A 24,479-nucleotide genomic window follows, 5' to 3' on the forward strand; every position below is an offset into this window, starting at 1 on the left:
CCGCACGGCATGCACTGCTCGCACATGCACACCGACACTCTGGACTGGTCCTTGCCCGTCCACCGGCGCGGGACCTTCTGCGGCATGGATGCCGTAGAAGAGCTTACATGGACGTACTTGCAGCGTGTCCCGCGACGGTGGACGGGCTAGGGCCTTGCAGCCAAGCCGCAGATCAGCCGCTCTGCAAGTGATCTATCCGCACTGTCCAACCACTCCAAGACAGGAGAAGACAATCGAAATGTCGAGTCTTAGCCGCATTTGGATGTAGTCAAAAAGCTTGGTTAGTCGAGGGCGCGTTGCCCTCACCGCTTGTGGGACACGCCGCAAGTACGTCCATGTAGGCTCGGTGGCGGCATCCATGCCGCCACACGGTCCCGCAAGCGGTGAGGACATCGCACCTGGCAACCTGGTTGTGTGCTGATGGGAACCACAAAGCCGGCCGCGCCCGCAGAGCGGTGTTCCGTTGGCCGCTCTAAAGCTGCCTCGCGTGCCGGTTCGCTGCGAGCCACAGTTTTCGCTGCGAGCCACTGTTAACGTCTCGCGCTTACTTCGATGTATCGCGTGATTCAAGCAGACATGATCCAAGCGATAACGAAAAACGGCCCTTCGCAGGGCCGTTTTTTTTTGCACGTCTTGTAGCTTAGCGACCGCGATTGCCGCCACCTGGTGGCCGACGGTTGCCGCCACCCGGGGGACGACCACCCGGACCACCTGGGCCACGCGGTGCGCCGCCCGGACCACCGGGACCACGATTACCGCCTGGTCCACGGTTGCCGCCGGGGCCGCCTGCACGCGCACCGGTCGGACGACCGGTGGCCGGCCGCGCGGCACCATACGGGCTGAAGCCCGGATTGGCGTGGTCGGACGGGAAGCTCGGCGCGTTGCCCGGGTGGCCGTAGGGGTGCTTGCGCTGGCCCTGACCTTGACCCTGCGACTGACCTTGCCCACCTGCCGCGCCGCGACCCTGGCCGCCAGCGCCCGGGCGTGCGCCGCCCGGACCCTTCTTGGCGTAGGGACGCGGCTGGCCGGTGCCGGCGCCGCCGGGGCCTGCGTTGCGGTGGCCGCTCGGGCCGGTGCTCACGCCATCGGGCACATACCAGCTGCGGAACGCGGCCGGGTTGCCGTCCGGCAGCGAGCGGTCGCCCTTGGCCGGGCCACGCTGCTTGAACGGGCGCTGCTGCGATTGCTTGGCAGCGGCTTCGCCGCTGACCGTCAGGCCGCCCTTGAAGCCGCCGGGCTTGCCGCGGCCACCACGGCCGCCGCGATCCTCGCGCAGGTTGTCGAAGCGGCGCAGCTCACGGCCTTCATCGGCGCCGGAGGTCTGGCCATTGACGTAGGCATTGCTGCGGCCGTCGCGCGACACGTGCACGGTCGACTTGGCGGCGCGGCGCTGGCCGATCACCGGCTGCAGCGTCAGTGCTGACGGCGCGCCTTCTTCCAGCTTGAGTTCGGCGCGCAGGGCGTCGACCTTTTCCTGTGCCAGTTCCACCGATTGCCCGCGCAACAGCTCGCGCGGCAGCGACACCTTGCCGTAGCGGGTGCGCTTGAGGCGGCTGACCTGGCAGCCTTGCGACTCCCACAGGCGGCGCACTTCGCGGTTACGGCCTTCCTTGACCACCACGCGGAACCAGTCGTGCGAATCGGTGCCGCCGATGCGTTCGATCTCGTCGAACTTGGCGCCGCCGTCTTCCAGCAACACGCCGCGCGAGAGACGCTCGATCATGCTGTCGGGCACCTTCTCTTCGCCTTCCGGGGCGCGCACGCGCACCACGTACTCGCGTTCAACCTCGTAGGAGGGGTGCATCATCGCGTTGGCCAGCTCGCCATCGGTGGTGAGCAGCAGCAGGCCGGTGGTGTTGATGTCCAGGCGGCCGATGGCGATCCAGCGCGAGCCTTTCAGCGCCGGCAGCGACTCGAACACGGTCGGGCGGCCTTCGGGATCTTCGCGGGTGGTCACTTCGCCTTCGGGCTTGTTGTAGACCAGCACGCGCGAGGATTCGGTCAGCGCGCTGGCGACGAAGCTGCGGCCGTCCAGTTCGATCTTGTCGCCGCTGCGCACCGACATGCCGGTCTGCGCGACGGCGCCATTGACCTTGATCAGGCCATCGGCAATGCGCTGCTCCAGTGCGCGGCGCGAGCCCAGGCCGGCCTGGGCCAGCACCTTGTGCAGGCGCTCTTCCAGTTTCGGCGCTTCGGGCGCGCTGTCGCGCTTGAGGGAAAGCTTGTTCAACGACAGCTTGCGGGGGGTGTCACTCATGTGTCTGGCTCCGGCCGACGCGTTCTGGGTCGGCCTCTGGGTCGGAATCGGCTTCGTCAACAGCCACGGTCGTCGTCGCGACGGCGTTGTCTTCGTCTTCGTTCACTGCATCCGCGCGCGTGCCCGGCGCGGTGTCGGGGTCGCCCTCGCGGGCGCTGTCTGGGTCTTGCGTGTCTTGCGTGTGCTGCGCCGAGGAGGCCTCGGGGTGGTGCGATGTGTCGTCGCTCATCGTGTCGGCGATGTCGTCTGACGTGCCGGCGTCGGGTGTTGCGGTAGCGGTGTCGGCATCGTCGTTTGATGCATGGTCGTCGTCGTTGCTGCTGTCGATGCCGACATCGCCGATATCTGTACCGCGAGCGAGGTCTTCATCTGTTTCGATCGAAAGATGCGCGTCCGCTGCGTCGTTGTCTGCCGCATCAACGCTTCCGTCAGCGCCGGTCCCGGCATCTGCGTCGCTCGCAGCAGCAGAGTCGGCAGTGTCAGTCGTATCCGATGCATCGGCAGCGACACCGACATCGGTGTTGCCGTCAGCCGCATCGGACCCGTCCGTACCGTCCAGGTCCTGCGCCGCATCCATCGCCGCCGATGCCGGCACCGCGCCATCCAGCTGGCCGTCGCGGTCCAGCGGCAGCTGCGGTTCCAGCTCGGCGATGTCCTTCAACTCTGACAATGGCGGCAGCTCGTCCAGCCGCTTGAGCCCGAAGTAGTCCAGAAAGCCCTTGGTGGTGCCGAACAGGGCGGGCTTGCCGGGCACGTCGCGGTGGCCCACCACGCGGATCCACTCGCGTTCTTCCAGGGCCTGGATGATGTTGCTGCTCACCGCCACGCCGCGCACCTGCTCGATTTCGCCGCGGGTGATCGGCTGGCGGTAGGCGATCAGCGCCAGGGTTTCCAGCGTGGCACGGGTGTACTTGGTGCGGCGCTCGGTCCACAGCCGCGCCACCCAGCCGTGCACGTCGGCCTTGACCTGAAAGCGGAAGCCGGACGCCACTTCCACCAGTTCCACACCGCGCTCGGTGCACCCCTCGCGCAGCAGTTCCAGCGCGCGCTCCACGCTGCCGGGCGGTGCCGGCTCTTCCTCGGGAAACAGCCCTTGCAGCTGCGCCAGCGTCAACGGCTGGCTGCTGGCCAACAGGGCAGCTTCGATAATGCGGGTGATCAGCGCTTGATCCATTCGGTGATCGGCTTCAGGTGGGTTCGTTGGCAGCGTCGCTGTCGTCGAATTCGCTGGAGAATTGCAACGGCGCATTGGTATTGCCCAACGCCAGCGACTTCACGTAGATCGGCGCCAGCGGCGCTTCCTGCACGATGTCCAGCAACTGCTCCTTGGCCAATTCCAGCAACGCCAAAAAGGTGACCAGCACGCCGAGCTTGCCTTCCTCGGCAGTGAACAGCGATTCGAATCGGTAGAACTTGCCATCGTCCAGACGGCTGAGCACATCGCCCATGCGCTGGCGCACGCTCAGCGCCTCGCGTTTGATTGCATGCCCGGTAAACAGCTCGGCGCGTTTGAGCACGTCGTACAGCGCCATCAGCATTTCTTTCAGATCCACCGGCGGCGGCAGCTTGACCGCGGCGCGTTCGGGCAGATGCGCCTGCACCGGCGCCGAGTCGCGGCCCATGCGGGGCAGGGTGTCCAGATCCTCGGCGGCCTGCTTGAACCGCTCGTATTCCTGCAGCCGGCGCACCAGTTCTGCGCGCGGGTCGTCTTCTTCGCCTTCCTGGCTGGGCGGGCGCGGCAGCAGCATGCGCGACTTGATCTCGGCCAGGATCGCGGCCATCACCAGGTATTCGGCGGCCAGTTCGAAACGCAGCTCCTGCATCACGTTGATGTAGTCCACGTACTGCCGGGTGATCTCGGCGACGGGAATATCCAGGATGTCCAGGTTCTGGCGGCGGATCAGGTACAGCAGCAGGTCCAGCGGACCTTCGAAGGCGTCCAGGATGACTTCCAGCGCGTCCGGCGGGATATACAGATCCTGCGGGATCTGCAGCACCGGTTGCCCATGCACGACCGCCAGCGGCATTTCCTGCTGCTGCGGTGGCGCGCTCGTGGCTGGCGGATTCGCGTCGTGCGCGAGTTCGGAATTCATCAGGTCGACATCGGGTCTTGCGGTCGCCGGCCACGGTACGGAGCCGTGCCTGCAGGGCTTTGCCTTGAGTTATTGCGATCAATGTCGTGCCTGCTTCGGCACGATCCCACAAATCCACATACGCCGGTCCGCATGCAATCAGGCGCCGCGTGGCAGGCGGCGACGGAACAGCGGGGAGGTCGTCTACGCGGGCCGGCGGTGGGCAGCGAATCGGCCGTCGAGAGAAGCGTTGAGCCTGGGCCGACGGGCCGCTGCGTCCGGTTGCGTGTGCAGTGGTGTCAAGGGTAATGCGTGGGTGGGGGCGGTGTCCAGCGCTGGCGCGGCTAGAATTGGCGGGGTGATCTTCCGATGTGGGCGAGGTGGCGTGTGTGGTACGTAATCGAAGGCTATGACCGGGCCGATGCCCTGGCGGCACGGCAGCAGGCGCGACCGGCGCATCTGCAGCGCCTGCAGGCACTTACGGCAGAAGGGCGGCTGTTGGTCGCCGGCCCATGCCCGGCAATCGACGCCGAGGACCCGGGCCCGGCCGGCTTCAGCGGCAGCGTGGTGATTGCCGAGTTCGCTTCACTGGAGGCGGCGCGCGCGTGGGCCGATGCCGACCCGTATGTGGCGGCCGGGGTGTATACGCGGGTCGACGTCCGCCCGTTCCGGCGGGTGCTGCCATGAGCCGGGTCGACCGCATCCGCGCCGCGCTGCAGGCCGCGCTGGCACCCGTCGAACTGGAGGTGGTCGACGACAGTCATCGCCATGCCGGGCATGCCGGCGCGCAAGATGGGCGTGGGCACTTCAATGTGCGCGTGGTCAGCAGTGTGTTCGCCGGCAAGGCGCCACTGGCGCGGCACCGTGCGGTGTACGCCGCGGTGGGCGAGATGATGCAGACCGATATCCATGCACTCTCGATCGAGGCGCTGGCGCCTGGTGAGTCCGGGTAGGGCGACCGTCCGGTCAATCCGGTTCTGCCGGGTTGGCCGGAAGCGATTGCGGTGCAGGAGCATGCTGGTTGCAGCTTTCTTGTGATCTCCAAGAGCGGGGCTGCAGCTGCCTGATCACCAAGCGGGTGGTCAGGCTGACGCTCGCCAAGCGCGCACGACTTGCGGCTTTGCCCAAGCGAATCAAGGCGCTGCTGGCCCCGCGCGATGCCTGCAAACACTGACCTGTCCGCTGCTGTCCATGCGTCAGTCGCGGCGTCATCCCGTGGCGCCAACGAGACCGGCGTCGCGCTTCGTCTGTGGAGCAATCGCTGCGGGGTTGTTGCGACGCAGCATACTTATTCACGTATCCATCACTTCTAGATGCTTGATCTGTAAGCGTTTTCACAAGCCCATTCACAGGGGTTTACGCCCCCGTATGAAAACGCTTACAGTCCGCGCCAGATTTTGGGAAGTCGGTCGCGGAGGGCGACCCGAATGGCCAAAGGTGCGGTCACCATCAAAGATGTCGCTCGAGAAGCACGCGTCTCCGTTGCCACGGTGTCGCGGGCGCTCAATGGGCATGACAACGTCGCCGGGCCGGTGCGCCAGGTGGTCCTGGACGTAGCCGAACGGCTGCGTTACAGCCCGCATGCGGCGGCACGCAGCCTCAGCAGCCGGCGCACCCAGACCCTGGGTGTGGTGCTGCCTGATCTGTACGGCGAGTTCTTTTCCGAACTGATTCGCGGCATCGATGGGGCGGCGCGTGCGGCCGGCCAGCATCTGCTGGTCTCCAGCTACCACGGCGATCCCGAAGCCCAGGGCAGGGCGCTGCGTTCCATGCGCGGCCGCGTGGATGGCCTGCTGGTGTTGTCCCCGTATGCGGAGCAGCCGGGTTTTCTGACCGACAACCTGCCGCAGGCACTGCCCACCGTCCTGATCAACGCGCATCTACCGGGCGCCGACTACCCGGTGCTGAGCATCGACGACCACGCCGGTGCGATGGCGATGACCGAGCACCTGCTTGCTGCCGGGCACCGCCGCATCGCCTTCATCGGCGGGCCGGCGCTGAACTTCGATGCGCGCGAGCGCTTGCGCGGCTTCCGTGACGCGATCGCCGGCCATGCGGGCGGAGCGGAGGGGCTCGAATTCGCTGGCGACTTCGACGAAGCCTCCGGCCATCGTGCCGGCCTTGCCATGCTGGCCGCCGGGGATCTGCCCGATGCGGTCTTCGCTGCCAATGACATGACCGCGCTCGGCTGCCTGTACGCCTTCGCCCAGGCGGATGTGTCGGTGCCCGACGACGTGGCGCTGGCCGGGTTTGACGACATCCCGCTGGCGCGCTTCGTGCACCCGGCGCTGACCACAATGCGGGTCAGCATTGCGCGCCTTGGCGAGCAGGCGATGACACGGCTGATGCGGCTGGTGGACCAGCCCGGCCACGACGACGGCATCCGCCAGTTGCTCACCCCGGAGCTGGTGGTGCGTGCGTCCTGCGGTGCCGGCGAGCCCGGCGCCTGACCCTTTTCGCGGACGTCCTGTCCGCTCCCGTTGCCTCCCCCGCAGCGGTTGTTCCTGCAAGACCTTAGTGCCCACAACAACAAGATATCGATCCCTGGAGGGACCAATGAGCCACCATCACCCCCATTCCGCCAGCCCGGCGCGCAAGCTGCTCAGCTGCGCCCTGGCCAGCTGCCTGTTGCTGGGCGCCGCGCCCGCGTTCGCGCAGAGCACCGCTGCGACCATCCGCGGCCAGGTCACGGTCGACTCCGCACCTGCTGCCCAGGCCCAGGTCACCGCCACCAATCTCGCCACCGGCCTGACCCGCACCGTGCAGGTCACCAATGGCGGCTATTCGGTTGGCGGCCTTCCGCCTGGTTCGTACCGCCTGGATGTCACTGCCAATGGGCAGACCACCTCGCAGAACGTCACCGTGCAGGTCGGCCAGACCGCCACCTTGAACCTGGGCGTCGGCGGCGAGCCGGCCACGGCCGAAGGTGGTAACGCCACCACGCTGGACGCGGTGCAGGTCAAGGCGCCGCCGGTGCTGGTGGAGACGCGCACCTCCGAGAACGCCACCTATATTTCCAACGTGCAGATCCAGAACCTGCCGCGTGCCACGCGCAACTTCCTGGAGCTGGCCGACACCGTGCCGAACGTGCAGTTCACCCGTGAAGCAAACGGCACCACCAAGGTGCGCTCGGGCGCCACTTCGGCCGAAGGCACCAACGTCTACATCGATGGCGTCAGCCAGAAGAACTACGTGTTGACCGGCGGCGTCAGTGGCCAGGATTCCAGCCGTGGCAACCCGTTCCCGCAGTCGGCGATCGGCGAATACAAGGTCATCACCTCCAACTACAAGGCCGAGTTCGACCAGGTCAGCGGCGCCGCCATCGTGGCCTCGTCCAAGTCCGGCACCAACGATTTCCATGGCAGCTTCTTCTGGGATACCAGCAACGATGGCTGGCGCGAAGAGAGCCCGCTGGAGAAGAAGGCCGGCGTGCGCGACGACTTCGAGGAAACCCAGTACGGTGCGACCTTCAGCGGCCCGATCCTCAAGGACAAGGCACATTTCTTCATTGCCTATGAAGCCAAGGAATACACCACCCCCAACGTGGTGATCCCCGGCTCGATCTACTCGGACCGCATCGACCAGCTGCCGGCGCAGCTGCAGCCGCTGGTGGCTACCTACAGCACCCCGTTCAAGGAAGACCTGTACTTCGGCAAGATCGACTGGACCATTGGCGACAACAACCTGTTCGAGCTGACTGGCAAGTACCGCAAGGAAGACGAGCTCAACGACGTCGGCCAGACCTCGACCTTCGAGCACGGCAGCGTCAACGGCCAGGAAGAAAAGCGCGCCAACCTGCGTTGGCAGTACAGCGGTGTCAACTTCCTCAACGAAGCCAACCTCAGCTATGAAAGCGCGTTCTGGAACCAGGCGCCGCTCAACGACGGCACGGGCTACGTGCTCAGCTACACGCCCAACCGTGGCAACGAGACCGACGTGCTCGCTGCCGGCGCCGGCAGCAGCTTCCAGCGCAAGGGCCAGAAGGGCTGGACCTTCCAGGACGACCTGACCTTGAACAGCCTGGAATGGCATGGCGCGCACACCGTCAAGATGGGCGTGAAGTTCAAGAGCATCGATCTGGATTCCACCCAGTTCAACCCGGCCAACCCGCAGTACTACTACAACATCCTCTCCGATGTCGAAACGCCGTACCGGGTGCGCTTTGGTGCGCCGTTGACCGAAGGCGGCGGCTCGGTGGTGTCCAAGAACAAGCAGTACGGCATCTACCTGCAGGACGACTGGGAGGTCAACGAACACTGGACCTTGAACCTGGGCGTGCGCTACGACTATGAAGAAAGCCCGGCGTTCCTGGACTTCGTGACCCCGTCGGATGTGGCCGGTGCGCTGCAGAACTGGCCCAACCTGCAGAACGCCAACTACAACATCAACAACTTCATCAGCACCGGCAACAACCGCAAGGCGTTCAAGAACGCCTGGCAGCCACGCCTGGGTGCCTCGTACGACCTGTTCGGCGACCAGGCCCACGTGATCTACGGCGGTGCCGGGCGTGCCTATGACCGCAACATCTTCGACTACCTGGCGCTCGAGCAGCTCAACAACTCGTTCAATTCGTATAGCTACTACTTCACCAGTGCCAACAACCCGGCCTGCCTGGGCGACCCGTGCACCGCCTGGAACCCGGCCTACAGCACGCAGGAAGGCCTGAACACCCTCACCGCCAACAGCGCCGGCGGCGGTGGTCGCGAGGTCTACCTGATCGACAACAACATCAAGACCCCGTACTCCGACCAATTCAGCATCGGCATGCGCAACATGGTGCCGCTGTGGGGCCAGGACTGGTTCACCGACGTGACCCTGAGCCGGATCGAAAGCCATGACGGCTTCGCCTTCGTGCGCGGCAACCGGCTGCCCGATGGCTCGTTCTTCCAGCCGGGCACCACCTCCGGTTCGCCGAACGACGGCCCGGACGGCTATAGCGCCATTGTGCTCGGCACCAATGGTGTGGAAACCCGCAACAACCAGCTCGCGTTGCAGATCGAGAAGCCCTACGACGAAGAATCCGGCTGGGGTCTAACCGTGGCCTACACCTTCTCCGATGCCAAGGAGAACCGCCAGTTCGGCGAGCACTACGCACTGGACCGCGAGCGCGTCGAAGACTACGGCTGGCGCGAGGCCGGTGGTATTGCCAAGAACCGTCTGGTCGTAACCGGCATCTACGAGCTGCCGTATGAGATCAAGCTGTCCGGCAAGCTTTCGCTGGCCAGCCAGACCGCGCGCTACGGGCAGAACTGTCTGGCCGGCAACGACCAGTGCTACATCGTGCAGTTCAAGCCGGACGGCACGCTGGGCTACAAGGAGTTCAGCATTGCAGCCAATAAAGAATGGGATACCGGTGGCGGTGTCAAATTCAACGTCCGTGCGGATATCCTCAACGTGTTCAATTGGGTGAACTACGCCAACCTTAACGGCGAGACCGGGACACTCGGTGACTTGAACACGGCATACGGCACGCCAACCGGCGTGCTGGCATCGCCGATGCGCACCTTCCGTCTGGCCTTCGGTCTGAACTGGTAAGGAGCACGCGACCGTCCTGGCAGGTGCCAGGACGGTCGAAGTCGGCGCCCGGATAGGGTAGGTTTGCGTGCGAGATGTAATCGATTACACGAGTGGGGGGCGGATGAACAGGGGTAAGACATCGCGTTGGCTGGCAGTTCCACTGATGGTGGGGGCGCTGTTGCTGGCGTCCTGCAAACAGGCCGAGGAGCCCAAGGTGGCTGAAAAGAAGGCACCCGTGAAAGTGATCCTGGTGGAAGCACAGATTCCGCCCAAGCCGGTCAAGCCGCCGCTGCCGCCGCTGTTTTCCGATATCGAACGCCGCACCTTCCAGTTTTTTTGGGACACCACCAACGAACTCAATGGGCTGTCGCCGGACCGGTTTCCCTCGCGTCCGTTCGCCAGCATCGCCTCGGTGGGCTTTGCGCTCACCGCGTATCCGATCGGTATCGAGAACGGCTGGGTCAGCCGCAATCAGGCGATCGACCGCACCTTGACCACCCTCAAATTCTTCCGCGATGCGCCGATGGGGCCGCAGCGGACCGGTAAGGCCGGCTACAAGGGCTTTTACTATCACTTTCTGGATATGCAGCAGGGCAACCGCTATGACAGCTGGGTCGAGCTGTCGAGCGTGGATACCGCGCTGCTGATGATGGGCGTGCTGTTCACCCAGTCGTACTACGACGGTGACGACCCGCGCGAAAAGGAAATCCGCCAGATCGCCGACACGCTGTACAAACGTGTGGACTGGCGCTGGCTGCAGCAGCGGGCGCCGCTGATCTCGATGGGTTGGTTCCCCGAGAGCGGCTTCATCGACCACGACTGGATGGGCTACAACGAAGCCATGATGCTGTACATCCTGGCGCTCGGCTCGCCCACGCACGGCGTGGAGCCGGATGCGTGGACGGTCTGGACCCGCACCTACAACAACGACTGGGGCGTCTACCAGGGCCAGGAATACCTGTCCTTCGGCCCGATGTTTGGCCACCAGTACAGCCATGTCTGGATCGACTTCCGCGATATCCAGGACCAGTACATGCGCGAGCGCGGCATCGACTACTTCCTCAACAGCCGCCGCGCCACGCTGGCCCAGCGCGACTACGCCATCGATAACCCGATGAAGTGGAAGGACTACGGCGAAAACGTCTGGGGTCTCACCGCCGGCGACGGCCCGCAGAACACCAGCCAGGAATACCGCGGCGAGCAGCGCCAGTTCCGCCATTACTCTTCACGCGGCGCCGGCCTGCGCGAGAACTTCGACGACGGCACCATCGCGCCAACCGCGGCGATCTCCTCGATCGTGTTCGCACCGGAGGTGGTGATTCCGGCCACCGAAGAAATGCACAAGCGCTATGGCGACTTCCTGTATTCGAGCTATGGGTTCCTGGATTCGTTCAACCCCAGCTTCAACTACGACATTCCGCTGAAGACCGGGCGCATGGTGCCGGACCGTGGCTGGGTGGCCAGCGACTACATCGCCATCGACCAGGGCCCGATCCTGGCGATGATCGCCAACTACCAGAACGAATTCGTCTGGAACGTGATGAAGAAGAACGCCTACATCCGTACCGGCCTGGAACGCGCCGGCTTCACCGGTGGCTGGCTCACGCCCGACGGCGAGCCGCAGCCGCTGCCCAAGAAGGACGAGCAGGCCGCCGCGGCGCGCGCGCTGGGCATGGCCGAATCGCGTGCCGCCGCTGCCCAGGCGCAGCAGGATCCGTCGCAGCGGCAACACTCCTCGCAACGCCCCAAACCCGAGTAATCCGTGCGCCTTTTGAAACTGATGATGATGGCCGCCGCACTATGTCTGGGTGCGGCGGGATGTGAACGTTCCGAGCAGGGCCAGACCACCGTGCGCTTCTGGGCGATGGGCAAGGAAGCGGAGGTGGTGGCCGAGCTGGTGGATGAGTTCGAGCAGCAGAATCCCGGCATCAAGGTGGATGTGCAGAACATCCCGATGACGGCCGCGCACGAAAAACTGCTCACCGCCTTCGCCGCCGATGGGCTGCCGGATGTGTGCCAGCTCGGCAACACCTGGCTGCCGGAATTTGCCCTGCTGGACACGCTGGAGCCGATGCAGCCGTATGTGGCGCGCTCGAGCATCGTCGATCCCAAGGACTACTTCCCCGGCGTGTGGGACACCAATCTGGTCGACGGCACCTTGTACGGGGTGCCGTGGTACGTGGACACGCGCCTGTTGTTCTATCGCAAGGATTTGCTGCGCGAAGCCGGCTATACCGAGATGCCCAAGACCTGGGCGGAGATGGAGCAGGTGATGGCGGCGATCAAGCGCCATGTCGGCCCGGACCGCTACGCGATCCTGATGCCGCTCAACGAGTTCGAGCAGCAGCTGTCGTTTGCGCTGCAGCAGGACGACCGCCTGCTGCGCGACCACGATAACTACGGCAACTTCCGGGGCGAAGGCTTCCGCAAGGCGCTGGGCTTCTACGACACCATGTACCAGAAGGGTTGGGCACCCAAGGTCTCCGAGACCCAGGTTTCCAACGTCTGGTACGAATTCTTCAACGGCTACTACGCGTTCTACCTGTCTGGGCCCTGGAACGTGCGCGAGTTCAAGCTGCGCCAGCCGCCGGGCATGGAAGGCAAGTGGGGCACCGCGCCGTTGCCGGGCCCCAACGGCCTGGGCGCCGGCATTGCGGGTGGCTCCAGCCTGGTGATCTTCAAGTCGTCCCAGCACAAGGACGCCGCCTGGAAGCTGATCGAATATCTGTCCCAGCCGACCGTGCAGGCGCGCTTCCACGCCATCATCGGCGACCTGCCGCCGCGCCGCAGCACCTGGAAGTTGCCGTCGCTGGCCAATGACGAGCTTGCGCATGCCTTCGGCGACCAGCTCGAGCGGGTCAAGGCCACGCCGAAGGTGCTGGAGTGGGAGCGCATCGTGCAGGAGATGCGCCTGGTGACCGAGCGCGTGGTGCGTGGCGGGCAATCGCACGAGGACGCCGTGCAGGAACTGGACAAACGCGTGGACGAGATTCTGGCCAAGCGCCGCTGGATCTACGAACAGGAAGGCGGGCATGTCGGCCCGGCGGCCGCACCGGCCACGCCGACGCCCGCGCCGGCGAACGCAGCGGCTGAAGGAGCTGCCCGATGATGAAGCGCAACTCCGTGGCCGGCTGGGTCTTCGCCGCGCCGTCGATCCTGGTGCTGGGCATGTTCTTCGGCTTGCCGGTGTTTGCCGCGCTGGTGCTCAGCGTCACCGACTTCGACCTGTACGCACTGGCCGACAGCAGCCATCTGCGCTTCGTTGGCCTGGGCAACTACATCGAGCTGCTGCAGACGCCGCTGTTCTGGAAGTCGCTGTGGAATACCACCTACTTCGTGCTGCTGGGCGTGCCGATGTCCATCGCGGTGTCGCTGGGCGCGGCGCTGCTGCTCAATGCCAAGGCCTCGCGGTTCAAGGCCTTGTTCCGCACCGCGTTGTTCGCGCCGGTGGTCACCACGCTGGTGGCGGTGGCGGTGATCTGGCGCTACCTGTTCCACATCAAGTACGGCCTGGTGAATTTCGGCCTGAGCCACCTGGGCATCGCCCCGATCGACTGGCTGGGTGATCCGCGCTGGGCAATGCCGACCATCATGCTGTTCGCGGTGTGGAAGAACTTCGGCTACAACATGGTGATCTTCCTGGCCGGCCTGCAGGCGATCCCGCAAGATCTGTATGAGGCGGCGCGCATCGACGGTGCCTCGCGCTGGAAGCAGTTCCTGCACATCACCTTGCCGATGCTCGGCCCGGTGTTGATGGTGGTCGGTGTGATCACCATCTCCGGTTATTTCCAGCTGTTCGCCGAACCCTACGTGATGACCCGCGGCGACCCACTGCAAAGCACCGTGAGCGTGCTGTATTTCATGTTCGAGGAAGGCTTCAAGTGGTGGAACCTCGGCCGCGCGTCGGCGGTGGCGTTCCTGCTGTTCCTGATCATCCTGACCGTGACCACCGTGATGCTGCGCTTCGGGCGCAAGAAGGACCTGATATGAGTCGTGATGTCGGCGAATCGCGCTGGAATGGCCTGCTGATCAATGGCGGGTTGTTGCTGCTGGCGCTGGTCAGCCTGGCGCCGCTGTTGTGGATGCTGTCTGTGTCGTTCATGCCCACCGGCGAGGCCAGCCGGTTTCCGCCGCCGATGCTGCCGTCGGCGTTCACCCTGGCCAACTACCACGAGCTGTTCGCCCGCACCGGCATGGCGCGCAACTTCGCCAACAGCCTGATGGTGTCTGGCCTGATCACGCTGGGCTCGTTGCTGATCAACACCATGGCCGGCTATGCGTTTGCCAAGCTGCAGTTCGTGGGCCGCGAGCGCATCTTCAAGATCCTGATGGCCGCGTTGGTGATCCCGGCGCAGGTGGCGATGCTGCCGCTGTTCCTGCTGATGAAGCAGCTGCATCTGGTCAACAACATCGGCGGGGTGGTGGTGCCGGCACTGGCCACCGTGTTCGGTATTTTTCTGGTGCGCCAGTACGCGCGCAGCATTCCCGACGAGCTAATTGAAGCGGCGCGCATCGATGGCGCCAGCGAGATGCGGATCTTCTTCCAGATCGTGCTGCCGATGCTCAAGCCGGTGCTGGTCACCTTGACCATCTTCACTTTCATGGGCTCCTGGAACGACTTCATGTGGCCGCTGATCGTGCTGACCGACCAGGAGCAATACACCTTGCCGGTGGCGCTGGCCGCATTGTCGCGCGAGCACATCATGGATGTGGAATTGATGATGGCCGGCGCGGTGGTGACGGTGATTCCGGTGCTGCTATTGTTCCTGGCGCTGCAGCGTTACTACATCCAAGGTCTTCTGCTGGGGAGTGTGAAGGGGTGAAGCCAATTTTCCTGCGACTGTTTGCCATGGCCGCTGTTGCCACCGCGGGTGCGGCACAGGCGCAGGAGCGCGTGCTCGACGGATTCAACGACATCGCCGCGTGGCGGTTGGTGGTCTCCAACCAGGTCAGCGGCTCGCTGCGCCCGGTAGCAACCACCTCCGGTGGCCACGCCTTGTGCCTGGACTACAACTTCAACGGCGTGTCTGGCTATGTCGGCATCCGCCGCAGCCTGCCGATCGAGTATCCGGACAACTACCGCATTGGCTTTGCGCTACGCGGCGAGTCGCCGTCCAACGATCTGCAGGTCAAGCTGATCGATGCCAGCGGCGACAACGTGTGGTGGATCAACCGGCCGGGCTTCAATTTCCCCAAGACCTGGACCACCTTCAACTACCGCAAGCGCAACATCGAAAAGGCCTGGGGCCCGGGTGCGGACAAGCAGCTGCGCAGCAGTGCCGATGTCGAGTTCACTATCTACAACAAGGTCGGTGGCAAGGGCTCGGTGTGCTTCGACCGCCTGACCCTGACCCCGTTGCCGCCGGAAGACACCTCGCCGTTGAAGGCCGAGGCCATTACCGACACCGCACCGGCGCTGGAGCAGCGTCTGGCCGATGGCAAGCCGGACACCTTCTGGCTCAGCGGCGCAGTCAAACAGCAGACGGTGACCCTGGACCTGGGCAAGGTGCGCGAGTTCGGCGGTGCCATCGTGCAGTGGGTGCCGGGCCTGCAGGCATCGCAGTACGTGGTGCGGTCGTCCAGCGACGGGCGTAGCTGGCGCGACCTGCGCACGGTCACCGCCGGCGCCGGCGGCACCGACTGGCTGGCCTTGCCCGATACCGAGGCGCGCTACCTGCGTTTCGATCTCAAGGATGGTCCCAACTGGCGCTATGGCATCAAGGAAGTGCAACTGCAGCCGCTGGCCTTCGCCGCGACGCCGAATGACTTCATCAAATCGCTGGCGGCGCAATCGCCGCGTGGCAACTTTCCACGCGGGTTTTCCGGCGAGCAGCCGTACTGGACCATCCTCGGCCTGGACGGCGGCACCGAGCAAGGCCTGATCGGCGAAGACGGCGCGGTGGAAGTGGGCAAGGGCGGTTTCAGCGTGGAGCCGTTCGTCAGTGTCGGCGGCAAGCTGTTGCGCTGGGCGGATGTCAGCAGCGAACAAAGTCTGCAGGACGACTATCTGCCAATCCCCAGCGTCGACTGGCACCACGACCTGATGAACTTGCGCATCACCGGCTTCGTGCAGGGCACCCCTGATCAGGCACAGCTGGTCGCGCGCTATCAGTTGCGTAACACCGGCAAGGACGCGCGCGAGTTCACCCTCGCGTTGGCGGTACGGCCGTTCCAGGTCAACCCGCCGGCGCAGTTCCTCAACACCCTGGGCGGCATCAGCCGCATCGAGCAGTTGTCGGTGGACGGGGCGCAGGTCAACGTCAACGGCAAGCCGCGCGTGTTCGCCGCGCAGCGGCCGGATGCCGCCTTCGCCAGCGCCTTCGACAGCGGCATGGATGTCACCCATCTCACCGCCGCGACGCTGCCCACAACCACGCAGGTCAAGGACGAAACCGGGCTGGCCTCGGGCGTGCTGGTATATCGCTGGAAGCTGGAGCCGGGCCAGAGCCGCGAGGTTGCGCTGGTCATTCCGCAGACCGGCAGCGCGCAGCTGCCGGCCGGCTTCGATGCCGACAAGGCGCAGCAGCAAGTGGCCCAGCAGTGGCGCGGCAAGCTCGATCGCGTGCGCATCAGCGTGCCGGCCGAAGGCAAGCCGGTTGTCGATACGCTGCGTACCGCGTTAGCGCACATGCTGATCTCGCGCATCGGCCCGCGTCTGCAGCCGGGCACGCGCTCGTATTCGCGCAGCTGGATCCGCGACGGCGCCATGATTTCCGAAGGCCTGCTGCGGCTCGGGCGCGAAGACGTCGTGCGTGACTACGTCGGCTGGTTTGCGCCGTATCAATTTGCCGACGGCATGGTGCCGTGCTGCGTGGACGACCGTGGCAGCGACCCGGTGCCGGAGAACGACAGCCATGGCGAGCTGATCTTCAACGTCGCCGAGTACTACCGTTATACCGGCGACAAGCCGTTCCTGGAAAAGATGTGGCCGCACGTGCTCGGTGCCTACGACTACATGGAAAAGCTGCGCGCCAGCGAGCGCACCGAAGATAACTTCATGCGTAACCCGGCTTTCTACGGAATGATGCCGGTGTCGATCAGCCACGAAGGCTACTCGGCCAAGCCGGTGCATTCCTATTGGGACAACTTCTGGGCGCTGCGCGGCTACAAGGACGCGGTGATGTTGGCCGGTGCGCTGGACAAGCCCGATGAGGTTGCGCGCTTCAGCACCGCCCGCGACGAATTCAGCGGCGATCTCACGGCCTCGCTGGCGGCGGCGGTACGCCAGCATCAGCTGGATTTCCTGCCCGGTTCGGCGGAGCTGGGCGACTTCGATGCAACCTCCACCACCATCGCGCTGGCGCCCGGTGGCGAGCAGCAGCGTCTGCCGCCGGAGCTGTTGAACAATACCTTCGAGCGGTACTGGAAGGAGTTCACCGACCGCCGCGACAGCAAGCGCGAATGGAAGGACTACACGCCGTACGAATGGCGCAACGTGGCTGCATTCGTGCGCCTGGGCTGGCGCGACCGCGCCTGGGATGCCACCGCGTTCTTCTTCAAGGACCGCGCGCCGCAGCCCTGGAATCAGTGGGCCGAAGTGGTCTCGCGTACGCCGCGCACGCCGTTCTTCGTCGGCGACCTGCCGCATGCGTGGGTGGCCTCGGACTTCGTGCGCTCGGTGCTGGACATGTTTGCCTACGGGCGCGAGGCCGACGCCAGCCTGGTGATCGCCGCCGGCACGCCAACGCGCTGGTTCGACGGCAAGGGCATTGGCATTGCCGAGCTGCGCACGCCCTATGGGCGCCTCAACTACACCTTGCAGCGCACCGACAAGCAGCTGGTGCTGCAGCTGCAGCCCGGCCTGATCCTGCCGCCCGGCGGCGTGGTGTTTGCCTGGCCGTATCAGGGCGAACCGGGCAAGGCCAGCATCAATGGCGAGGCGGCGCAGTGGGAGAATGGCGAGTTGCGCATCCAGCAGCTGCCGGCCTCCGTGCAGATCGACGTGCCAAGCGCGGTGCGGCGGGCCGAACGGGCTGCGCAATGAATACGTGGCGCCGGTCGTTGCGAGCAACAACGTCGCGGCGTTACGGCGGCCGGCTCGGTGCGTTGATGGTGCTGGCCCTGTCCTGCGCCGCTGCGCAAGCGGAGCAAGCCAATGTCCAGAACGCAAGGCAAACATCGCGCTCGCAGCAAACCGCCAGCGCGGCCCCGCGCGAGATGACCCTGGTCACCCTCAACCTGCATCACGACCGCGAAGACTGGCCTGCGCGCCGTGCCTATATCGCCAAGGAACTCAAACGGCTGGCGCCGGATGTGATCGCCTTGCAGGAAGTCATCGAACGCCGCGGCAGTGTGGAGAATCAGGCCGCCTGGCTGGCCCGTCGGCTTGGCTACGCATACACGTTCGCATCGGTCGACCCGCCCGGCGCGCCCAAGCGCTACGGCAACGCGCTGTTGAGCAAGCGCCGCGTGCTGGCCCAGCATCAGCGCCCGCTGCAACCGCTGGACGATTACCGCGTGGCCGCGCATCTGCAGGTTGATATGGATGGCCAGCCGGTCAACGTCTACGTGACGCATCTCAACGAGCGGTCCGACGCGCGCGGTGCGGCGACCCGCACCCGCCAGGTGGCCGACTTGCTGGACTTCATCGCCTCCAACAGCAACCAGGCGCCGGTGGTCATCGCCGGTGATTTCAACACCGCGGCCGATACCCTGGATCTGGAAGCGCTACGCAAGGGCTATGGCGACAGCTATGGCAGCGTGCACCGCAACAGCGATGCAACTGTCAGCACCTTGAACCTGCATGTGTTCGATAAACCCGCGCGCATCGATCACGTGTTCTTCCAGCAGAACCGCCTGCTCGCACGCGAGGCGCGCATCCTGTTCGACACCCCGTATGCCGAAGGCCGCTGGGCCTCGGACCATTACGGGGTCTGGGTACGCCTGCAGTTCGCGCCGGAAACGGCTGCCGCCCCGTAGCAGCCCTCGTCGTAGGAGCGTAGCTGGGCGCGATCAGGCTGCCCATTCCAGCCGTCAATCGCGCAAGTCACCATCGCGCCCAGGTGGGCTCCTACAACGGCAGGACCGCATCAACTGCCGATGCGGCGACCGCGCTCCCCCAACTCACCCATGCAGCCGCTGAAAAATCTGCACACCGGCCAGCCACACGCCCGCGCCGCTGCCCAGGTTGGTCAGCAGGAAGGTGAGCACCGCCCGCGACACGCGGTTGCGGTACCAGCCACGCAAGGTCTGTGCATCGTCGCGCAGGGTGAGGAAGTCGCCATACGCCGGCTTGCGCATATGCACTTCGACCAAGGCGGCGAACGCGCCGGTCGGCACGCTCAGCCGGAACGGCTTGAACGGTGCCACCACCGCGGCGGTGAGAATGCTCAGTGGATGGCTGCCGGCCAACAGGCAGCCCAGCGCTGCCAGGCCGCCGGTGTACATCGCCCATTGCAGCAGCAGGTCCGCACCCATCGACATGCCGCCGCGCCAGAACCCGATCCCGATCCCGGCAATGATCACCGTCAGCATGCCCAGCGTGATCCAGGGAACACGCTTGCGCTGCTGCACGTATTCCAGCGACTCGCGCAGCGGGCCGGGCGCATCGGTGTCCTGCGCAAGATGGCGGGCGAGCCCGGCAAGATGGCCGGCGCCGACCACGGCCAGCACCTCGCGCTGGGTGGGGCTGGCTTCTTCGCGCAGCCGCGTGGCCATGTACCGATCGCGCTCGGCAATCACCGTCTCGTACAGCTCCGGGCTTTCGCTGGCGAAGTCACCGAAGCTGGCCTCCAGCATGTCGCCTTGCTTGAGCTTTTCGATCTCTTCTTCGCCCACTTCGTCAGCGGCGAACAGCCCCGCCAGCAGGCCACCGGCCAGCTTCATCTTGCCGAAGAAGCCCAACCGCCCGGAGGCACGTTTGAAGGTCAGGCCCACTTCGCGGTCGATCAGATGCACCGGCAGGCCCTGCGCACGTGCCAGGTTCACCGCTTCCTTCAGCTCCGCACCCGGCTCGATGCCCAATTGCTTGGCCAGGCGCCGTTGGTAGGCGGCCAATGCCAGGTTGGCGGCGAACAACGCCACGCGACCCTTGCGGATCACCTGCACCAGATCCAGGCGGGCGAGGGCATCGGGGTCGCTGAGCGCCTGCAGGCGCTGCGCGTCCAGCTCCACGGCCACCGCGTCGTACCGGCCGCTGCCGATCGCCCGCTGCACCGCGGCCACGCTTGCCAGCGAGACATGCGCGGTGCCGAGCAGGGTGTAGCGCACACCGTCGCGTTCGACGATGCGGTGCGGCTGGCCGGACAGCGCATCGTCCTGCAGCACGGGGGTGATTTCGGTCATGGGGTCATTCATCGGAAGGAGGGGCGGTGTGACCGGAGCCGAGCGGGCGCTGCATCTGCACCGCGTCCAACCAGCGGCCATGCTTGCGGCCCAGTCCGTTGAAGACTCCGACCGTACGAAACTCAAAACGTTCATGCAGGCGCAGTGACGCCTGGTTGGTGGCATCGCCGATCACGGCAATCATCTGCCGGTAGCCGCGCTGCTCGCAGACGGCAATCAAGGCGCCAAGCAACTGCGAGCCGATGCCACATCCTTGCGCGGCAGCGGCCAGATAAATCGAATTTTCCACCGTCCAGCGATAGCCGGCGCGTGCGCGGTAGCTGCTTGCATAGGCGTACCCGACCACCGCGCCATCGCGTTCGGCCACCAGATACGGATAACCGGCGTCCACGATGGCACGCACGCGGCCGCGCATCTGCTCGGCCGACGGCGCGACGTATTCGTAGGTGTTGCACCCGGCGATCTGCTCCGCGTAGATCGCGGTGATCGCCGGGATGTCCGCGTCGCGGACCTCACGCAGCTCGACGGGCATGCGCGGTCAGTCGATGTAACGCTTGAGCAGGTCGCCATACGCGTCGATGCGGCGATCGCGCAGGAACGGCCAGATGCGCCGCACATGCTCGCTGCGCTGCAGGTCCACATCGCACACCAGGATGGTCGGATCCTGCCCGGCTTCGGCAATGAATTCGCCCTGCGGCCCCAGCACGTGGCTATTGCCCCAGAACTGGATGCCCGAAGCACCGATCGGCGACGGCTCGTGACCGACACGGTTGCACGACAGCACCGGCACGCCGTTGGCCACCGCATGGCCGCGATGGCTCAGCACCCACGCATCGCGCTGGCGTTCCTGTTCGGCCTGCGCATCGTCCGGATCCCAGCCGATCGCGGTGGGGTAGAGCAGCAGTTCGGCACCGGCCAGCGCCATCAGGCGCGCCGCTTCCGGGTACCACTGGTCCCAGCACACCAACACGCCGAGCCGGCCGACCGACGTATCCACCGGCGTAAAGCCCAGATCGCCCGGGGTGAAGTAGAACTTCTCGTAGAAGCCCGGGTCGTCGGGGATATGCATCTTGCGGTACTTGCCAAGCAAACGGCCGTCGACTTCCAGCACCACGGCGGTGTTGTGGTACAGGCCGGCGGCGCGGCGCTCGAACAACGAGGCCACGATCACCACGCCATGCTGCTTTGCCAGCGCGCCCAGGCGCTCGGTGCTGGGGCCGGGAATCGGCTCGGCCAGATCGAACACGTCTACCGATTCGTGCTGGCAGAAATACGCGCCGTTGTGCAGTTCCTGCAGCAGCACCAGCTTGGCGCCCTGTGCGGCGGCTTCGGCCACGCGCGACTCGATGACGGCCAGATTGGCCTCGGCGTCGCCGTGGTTGCGCTCCTGGATCAGCGCGACGGGAAGGAGATGTCGGGTCATGGCTACTCGTCCTGCTAGGTGGCGCACAGGGTAGCGCGCCATGGTGGAACGCTGGCCTGCCGGCCGGAACAATACGGGTCAGGCGGCCAGCAGGCCGGCAGGCAACTGCATGGTCAGACAATGCAGGCTGCCGTTCTGCCAGATCAGCGGGCGGCATGGCACCGGCACGATCTGGTGCTGCGGAAACGCGTCGGCCAGCACCGCCTGCGCCGCAGCATCGGCGTCGTCGCCATAGGCCGGCATCAGCACCGCACCGTTGACGATCAAAAAATTGGCGTACGACGCCGCAAGGCGCCGGCCCTGGTCCAGGATCGGCTCTGCCCACGGCAGCACGAACAGGCGATACGGCTGCCCATCAGCCTTGCGCAGCGCAGCCAGTTCTTCGCCCATTGCCTGCAGCTCGGCGTAGTGGGAATCGCTCGGTACGTCGCAGCCCTGGTAGACGATCGCATCCGGGCCGGCAAAGCGCGCCAGCGTATCGATATGCGCGTCGGTGTCATCACCTTCCAGATAGCCGTGGTCCAGCCACAGCACGCGATCCTGCGCCAGCCACGTCGCCAGGTCGCTGCTGAGGGAGTCGCGCGAGCGCTGCGGGTGCCGCTCGTGCAGGCACTTCCAAGTGGTCAGCAAGGTGCCGGCGCCATCGGTTTCGATCGCGCCGCCTTCCAGCGCAAAGTCGACCGTCTGCACCCCGGCGGGCACGAAGACGCTGGCTGCATCAAGGCTGCTAACCAGTTGATCGTCCAGGCTCGCCTCGAACTTGCCACCCCAGCCGGTAAAGCGGAAATCCATCAGCCGGAAGCCGTCGCCATGGCGCAGGGTGATAGGGCCCGAATCGCGCAACCAAGTGTCGTTGTAGGCGGCGACCACGAAGCGCACCTGTGCCATTTCCACACGCGCCGAACGCAGGCGGGCTTCGGCATAGATCTGCAGGTCATCGTCGGCCACGCAGATTATCGCCGGCTGGAAGCGGGTGATCGCGGTGACCAGGGCAATATAGGTGTCTTCCACCTCGGCCAGGCGCTCGGCCCAGTCGGTGCCGGCATGTGGCCAGGCAATCAGGATGGCGGATTGGGATTCCCACTCCGCAGGAAAACGAACGCTGTCGGTCATGCCGGTCACTTACTCATCTGATGCCTGGGGCAACGCCCCGGCGGTGGGCCATCTCCGCACCCAGGTGCGAAGGCTTGCAGTCCGCTCATGCCACTTAGGCGGCAGTGCTCGGTGGCTGCACCGGAGCGTTGTACGCCCCGGCTGTGTCAAGCAGCGCGGCGGCACGCATGCGCGCCGCGCCTGATGTTGCGGACGTGGTACTCAGCGGATCGGCGGTTTCGGGCCGATCTCGTCGGCGTCGGCCTGATTGGCCACCACGTCGATCACCTTGCTCTTTTCGAAGTACACCGTGAAGGCGGGATACACCCAGCGATGGATGGTCGGCCATTGACGCTTCTGGCCGCCGCGCGGGTCCAGCTTTTCCTGCGGCGCACCGTAGCGGCCTTCCACCTGGCTCATGCTGTCGCCACGCAAGGGCAGGGCGGCGGCAGGTTTCTGCTGCGCGCGATCAACCAGCAGCGTTTCGGCATAAGCACCGGCACTGATCCCCATCAATGCCATCAGTGACCCTACAAACAGACGGTTGCGCATGTCATCTACTCCCCAGTGGACAAGATTCGAACGGTGATTACAGCAAAAAAGCATCGCAAAAGCTGGTGCACGCCCCGGTGAGCGTAGCCGGCCGGGCCTGTCATGCAGGCGGATGCGAATGGGTGCAGCATCGTGCGGACATCAGCCAAGAAAAAACCGCCCGGAGGCGGCTTTCTCGGGTCTTGCTGCGCAAGGCGTCGGCTTAGCGCTGACGGGCCTTGAAGCGCGGGTTCGACTTGCAGATCACGAAGACCTTGCCGCGGCGGCGGACCACCTTGCAGTCGCGGTGACGGGTCTTCGCAGACTTCAGGGAGGACAGGACTTTCATGGCACACCTCGGCGTAAACGGTTGGATTCGATGGAAGAGTGCCCGCGATCGAGGGTGCACCCGGAATTAAGCCGGCAATTCTAACCGGCTTTTCGTCGTGCTTTCAAGTGGTTGCATCCGAATGGCTGCGAGCGGCGCTACACTACCGCCTGATGACCTTCCGGAAACCTGAATGACCGACCTGTCACCCGTGCTCACCATCGATGGACCCTCCGGCGCCGGCAAGGGAACCGTCAGCCGGATCGTCGCCGCCCGGCTGGGCTGGCATTACCTCGATTCGGGCGCACTTTACCGTGCGGTGGGCGTGGCGGCGAGCTGGGCCGACCTGGATGTGTCCGACCCGGCCGCGCTGGTGCGTTGCACCTTCGACACCAAGGTCGAGTTCGATGAAGCGGGCGAGGCCGGCCTGCGGGTGCTGGTCAACGGCGTGGACGCCACCGGCGAGTTGCGCCTGGAAACCACCGGCGCGCTGGCTTCGGCGATCGCCGCCATCCCGGAGGTGCGCTCGGCCCTGAAGGAGCGCCAGCGCGCGTTCCGCCAGCCGCCGGGCCTGGTCGCCGATGGCCGCGACATGGGCACGGTCATCTTCCCGGATGCCGCATTCAAGGTCTTCCTGACCGCCAGTGCCGAAGAACGTGCGGGCCGTCGCCATAAACAGTTGATGGAAAAGGGTGTTTCGGTTATCTTTGACGACCTGCTGCGCGAGATCATGGCCCGTGATGCCCGTGATGCGCAGCGGGTGGTGGCGCCATTGCGGCCGGCCGAAGACGCCGTGCTGATCGATACCAGCGGGATCGGGATCGAAGATGTCGTCCAGCGTGTGGTGGGGCTGTTGGACTCCCGCACGCCGTAAATGTTGCAGCCAGCGGGCACGTCCCGCCGACCGTAAGGCGTTCCAAAGGCTCCGTCGCGCATCCCGCGTGGCGGTTCTATTACTTCACAACCGACCCGCGG

20 protein-coding genes are annotated in these 24,479 nt (G+C 65.3%); 11 read left to right on the plus strand and 9 right to left on the minus strand.

What is annotated here, in order from left to right; genetic code table 11:
• Positions 1-640 precede the first annotated feature (640 nt).
• Genes ACCQ01_RS11765 through ACCQ01_RS11775 form a run of 3 tightly spaced genes read right to left on the minus strand, consistent with a single transcriptional unit; the run spans position 641 to position 4,350 of the window.
• Positions 641-2,257, minus strand: coding sequence for a pseudouridine synthase (locus tag ACCQ01_RS11765; RefSeq protein WP_228424653.1), 1,617 nt, complete (start codon positions 2,255-2,257; stop codon positions 641-643).
• Complete coding sequence (gene scpB / locus ACCQ01_RS11770) at positions 2,250-3,506, minus strand: SMC-Scp complex subunit ScpB (protein WP_228432696.1); 1,257 nt, start codon at positions 3,504-3,506, stop codon at positions 2,250-2,252. The genes ACCQ01_RS11765 and scpB overlap by 8 nt, the downstream gene beginning before the upstream one ends.
• Positions 3,445-4,350: a segregation and condensation protein A gene (locus ACCQ01_RS11775; protein WP_011037357.1), complete on the minus strand. Its 906-nt coding sequence runs from the start codon at positions 4,348-4,350 to the stop codon at positions 3,445-3,447. The genes scpB and ACCQ01_RS11775 overlap by 62 nt, the downstream gene beginning before the upstream one ends.
• A 366-nt stretch (positions 4,351-4,716) precedes the next feature.
• Between ACCQ01_RS11775 and ACCQ01_RS11780 the strand changes: the two genes are divergently transcribed.
• The 10 genes from ACCQ01_RS11780 to ACCQ01_RS11825 all read left to right on the plus strand — a co-directional run bounded on the left by ACCQ01_RS11780 (position 4,717) and on the right by ACCQ01_RS11825 (position 18,765).
• Complete coding sequence (locus ACCQ01_RS11780; protein ID WP_042599254.1) at positions 4,717-5,016, plus strand: YciI family protein; 300 nt, start codon at positions 4,717-4,719, stop codon at positions 5,014-5,016.
• Positions 5,013-5,282: a BolA family protein gene (locus ACCQ01_RS11785; RefSeq protein ID WP_070691336.1), complete on the plus strand. Its 270-nt coding sequence runs from the start codon at positions 5,013-5,015 to the stop codon at positions 5,280-5,282. Before ACCQ01_RS11780 ends, ACCQ01_RS11785 begins: the two co-directional genes overlap by 4 nt.
• A 474-nt stretch (positions 5,283-5,756) precedes the next feature.
• Positions 5,757-6,779: a LacI family DNA-binding transcriptional regulator gene (locus ACCQ01_RS11790; protein ID WP_050911454.1), complete on the plus strand. Its 1,023-nt coding sequence runs from the start codon at positions 5,757-5,759 to the stop codon at positions 6,777-6,779.
• Between the two features lie 106 nt (positions 6,780-6,885).
• Entirely contained in the window at positions 6,886-9,864 is a 2,979-nt protein-coding gene (locus tag ACCQ01_RS11795) for a TonB-dependent receptor (protein WP_228432697.1), read from the plus strand.
• Between the two features lie 103 nt (positions 9,865-9,967).
• Positions 9,968-11,605, plus strand: coding sequence for a glucoamylase family protein (locus ACCQ01_RS11800; RefSeq protein ID WP_011037352.1), 1,638 nt, complete (start codon positions 9,968-9,970; stop codon positions 11,603-11,605).
• A gap of 3 nt (positions 11,606-11,608) precedes the next feature.
• Positions 11,609-12,955 carry a sugar ABC transporter substrate-binding protein gene (locus ACCQ01_RS11805; RefSeq protein ID WP_103701268.1) on the plus strand — a complete coding sequence of 449 codons (1,347 nt, stop codon included), beginning with the start codon at positions 11,609-11,611 and terminating at the stop codon, positions 12,953-12,955.
• Positions 12,952-13,836, plus strand: a complete 885-nt coding sequence (locus ACCQ01_RS11810; protein ID WP_228419322.1) for a carbohydrate ABC transporter permease — start codon at positions 12,952-12,954, stop codon at positions 13,834-13,836. Before ACCQ01_RS11805 ends, ACCQ01_RS11810 begins: the two co-directional genes overlap by 4 nt.
• On the plus strand, positions 13,833-14,669 hold the full coding sequence (locus tag ACCQ01_RS11815) for a carbohydrate ABC transporter permease (RefSeq protein WP_012438197.1): 837 nt from the start codon (positions 13,833-13,835) through the stop codon (positions 14,667-14,669). The genes ACCQ01_RS11810 and ACCQ01_RS11815 overlap by 4 nt, the downstream gene beginning before the upstream one ends.
• Positions 14,670-14,695: 26 nt before the next feature.
• Entirely contained in the window at positions 14,696-17,830 is a 3,135-nt protein-coding gene (locus tag ACCQ01_RS11820; RefSeq protein ID WP_228432698.1) for a discoidin domain-containing protein, read from the plus strand.
• 65 nt (positions 17,831-17,895) lie between these two features.
• Entirely contained in the window at positions 17,896-18,765 is an 870-nt protein-coding gene (locus ACCQ01_RS11825) for an endonuclease/exonuclease/phosphatase family protein (RefSeq protein ID WP_372358898.1), read from the plus strand.
• A 144-nt stretch (positions 18,766-18,909) separates the two neighbouring features.
• Here ACCQ01_RS11825 and ACCQ01_RS11830 read toward each other — a convergent pair whose 3' ends face one another.
• The 6 genes from ACCQ01_RS11830 to ykgO all read right to left on the minus strand — a co-directional run bounded on the left by ACCQ01_RS11830 (position 18,910) and on the right by ykgO (position 23,525).
• Positions 18,910-20,130, minus strand: a complete 1,221-nt coding sequence (locus ACCQ01_RS11830) for a TraB/GumN family protein (protein WP_228432700.1) — start codon at positions 20,128-20,130, stop codon at positions 18,910-18,912.
• Positions 20,131-20,134: 4 nt separating this feature from the next.
• Positions 20,135-20,662 carry a GNAT family N-acetyltransferase gene (locus tag ACCQ01_RS11835; protein WP_228432701.1) on the minus strand — a complete coding sequence of 176 codons (528 nt, stop codon included), beginning with the start codon at positions 20,660-20,662 and terminating at the stop codon, positions 20,135-20,137.
• Between the two features lie 6 nt (positions 20,663-20,668).
• Positions 20,669-21,553: a carbon-nitrogen hydrolase gene (locus tag ACCQ01_RS11840; RefSeq protein ID WP_228432702.1), complete on the minus strand. Its 885-nt coding sequence runs from the start codon at positions 21,551-21,553 to the stop codon at positions 20,669-20,671.
• Positions 21,554-21,631: 78 nt separating this feature from the next.
• Positions 21,632-22,666 (minus strand): agmatine deiminase family protein, encoded by a 1,035-nt coding sequence (locus tag ACCQ01_RS11845; RefSeq protein WP_228432703.1) that lies wholly within the window; start codon positions 22,664-22,666, stop codon positions 21,632-21,634.
• Positions 22,667-22,867: 201 nt separating this feature from the next.
• Positions 22,868-23,197 (minus strand): hypothetical protein, encoded by a 330-nt coding sequence (locus ACCQ01_RS11850; RefSeq protein ID WP_070691356.1) that lies wholly within the window; start codon positions 23,195-23,197, stop codon positions 22,868-22,870.
• Between the two features lie 202 nt (positions 23,198-23,399).
• Positions 23,400-23,525, minus strand: a complete 126-nt coding sequence (ykgO, locus tag ACCQ01_RS11855) for a type B 50S ribosomal protein L36 (RefSeq protein ID WP_005913193.1) — start codon at positions 23,523-23,525, stop codon at positions 23,400-23,402.
• Between the two features lie 172 nt (positions 23,526-23,697).
• Here ykgO and cmk point away from each other — a divergent pair, with 172 nt between their 5' ends.
• The gene (gene cmk / locus ACCQ01_RS11860) at positions 23,698-24,378 is read left to right on the plus strand and encodes a (d)CMP kinase (RefSeq protein ID WP_012438204.1); all 681 of its coding nucleotides are present in this window, start codon (positions 23,698-23,700) and stop codon (positions 24,376-24,378) included.
• Positions 24,379-24,479 lie beyond the last annotated feature (101 nt).

Source organism: Xanthomonas sp. NCPPB 4037, assembly GCF_041475695.2.
GTDB lineage: Bacteria > Pseudomonadota > Gammaproteobacteria > Xanthomonadales > Xanthomonadaceae > Xanthomonas > Xanthomonas campestris.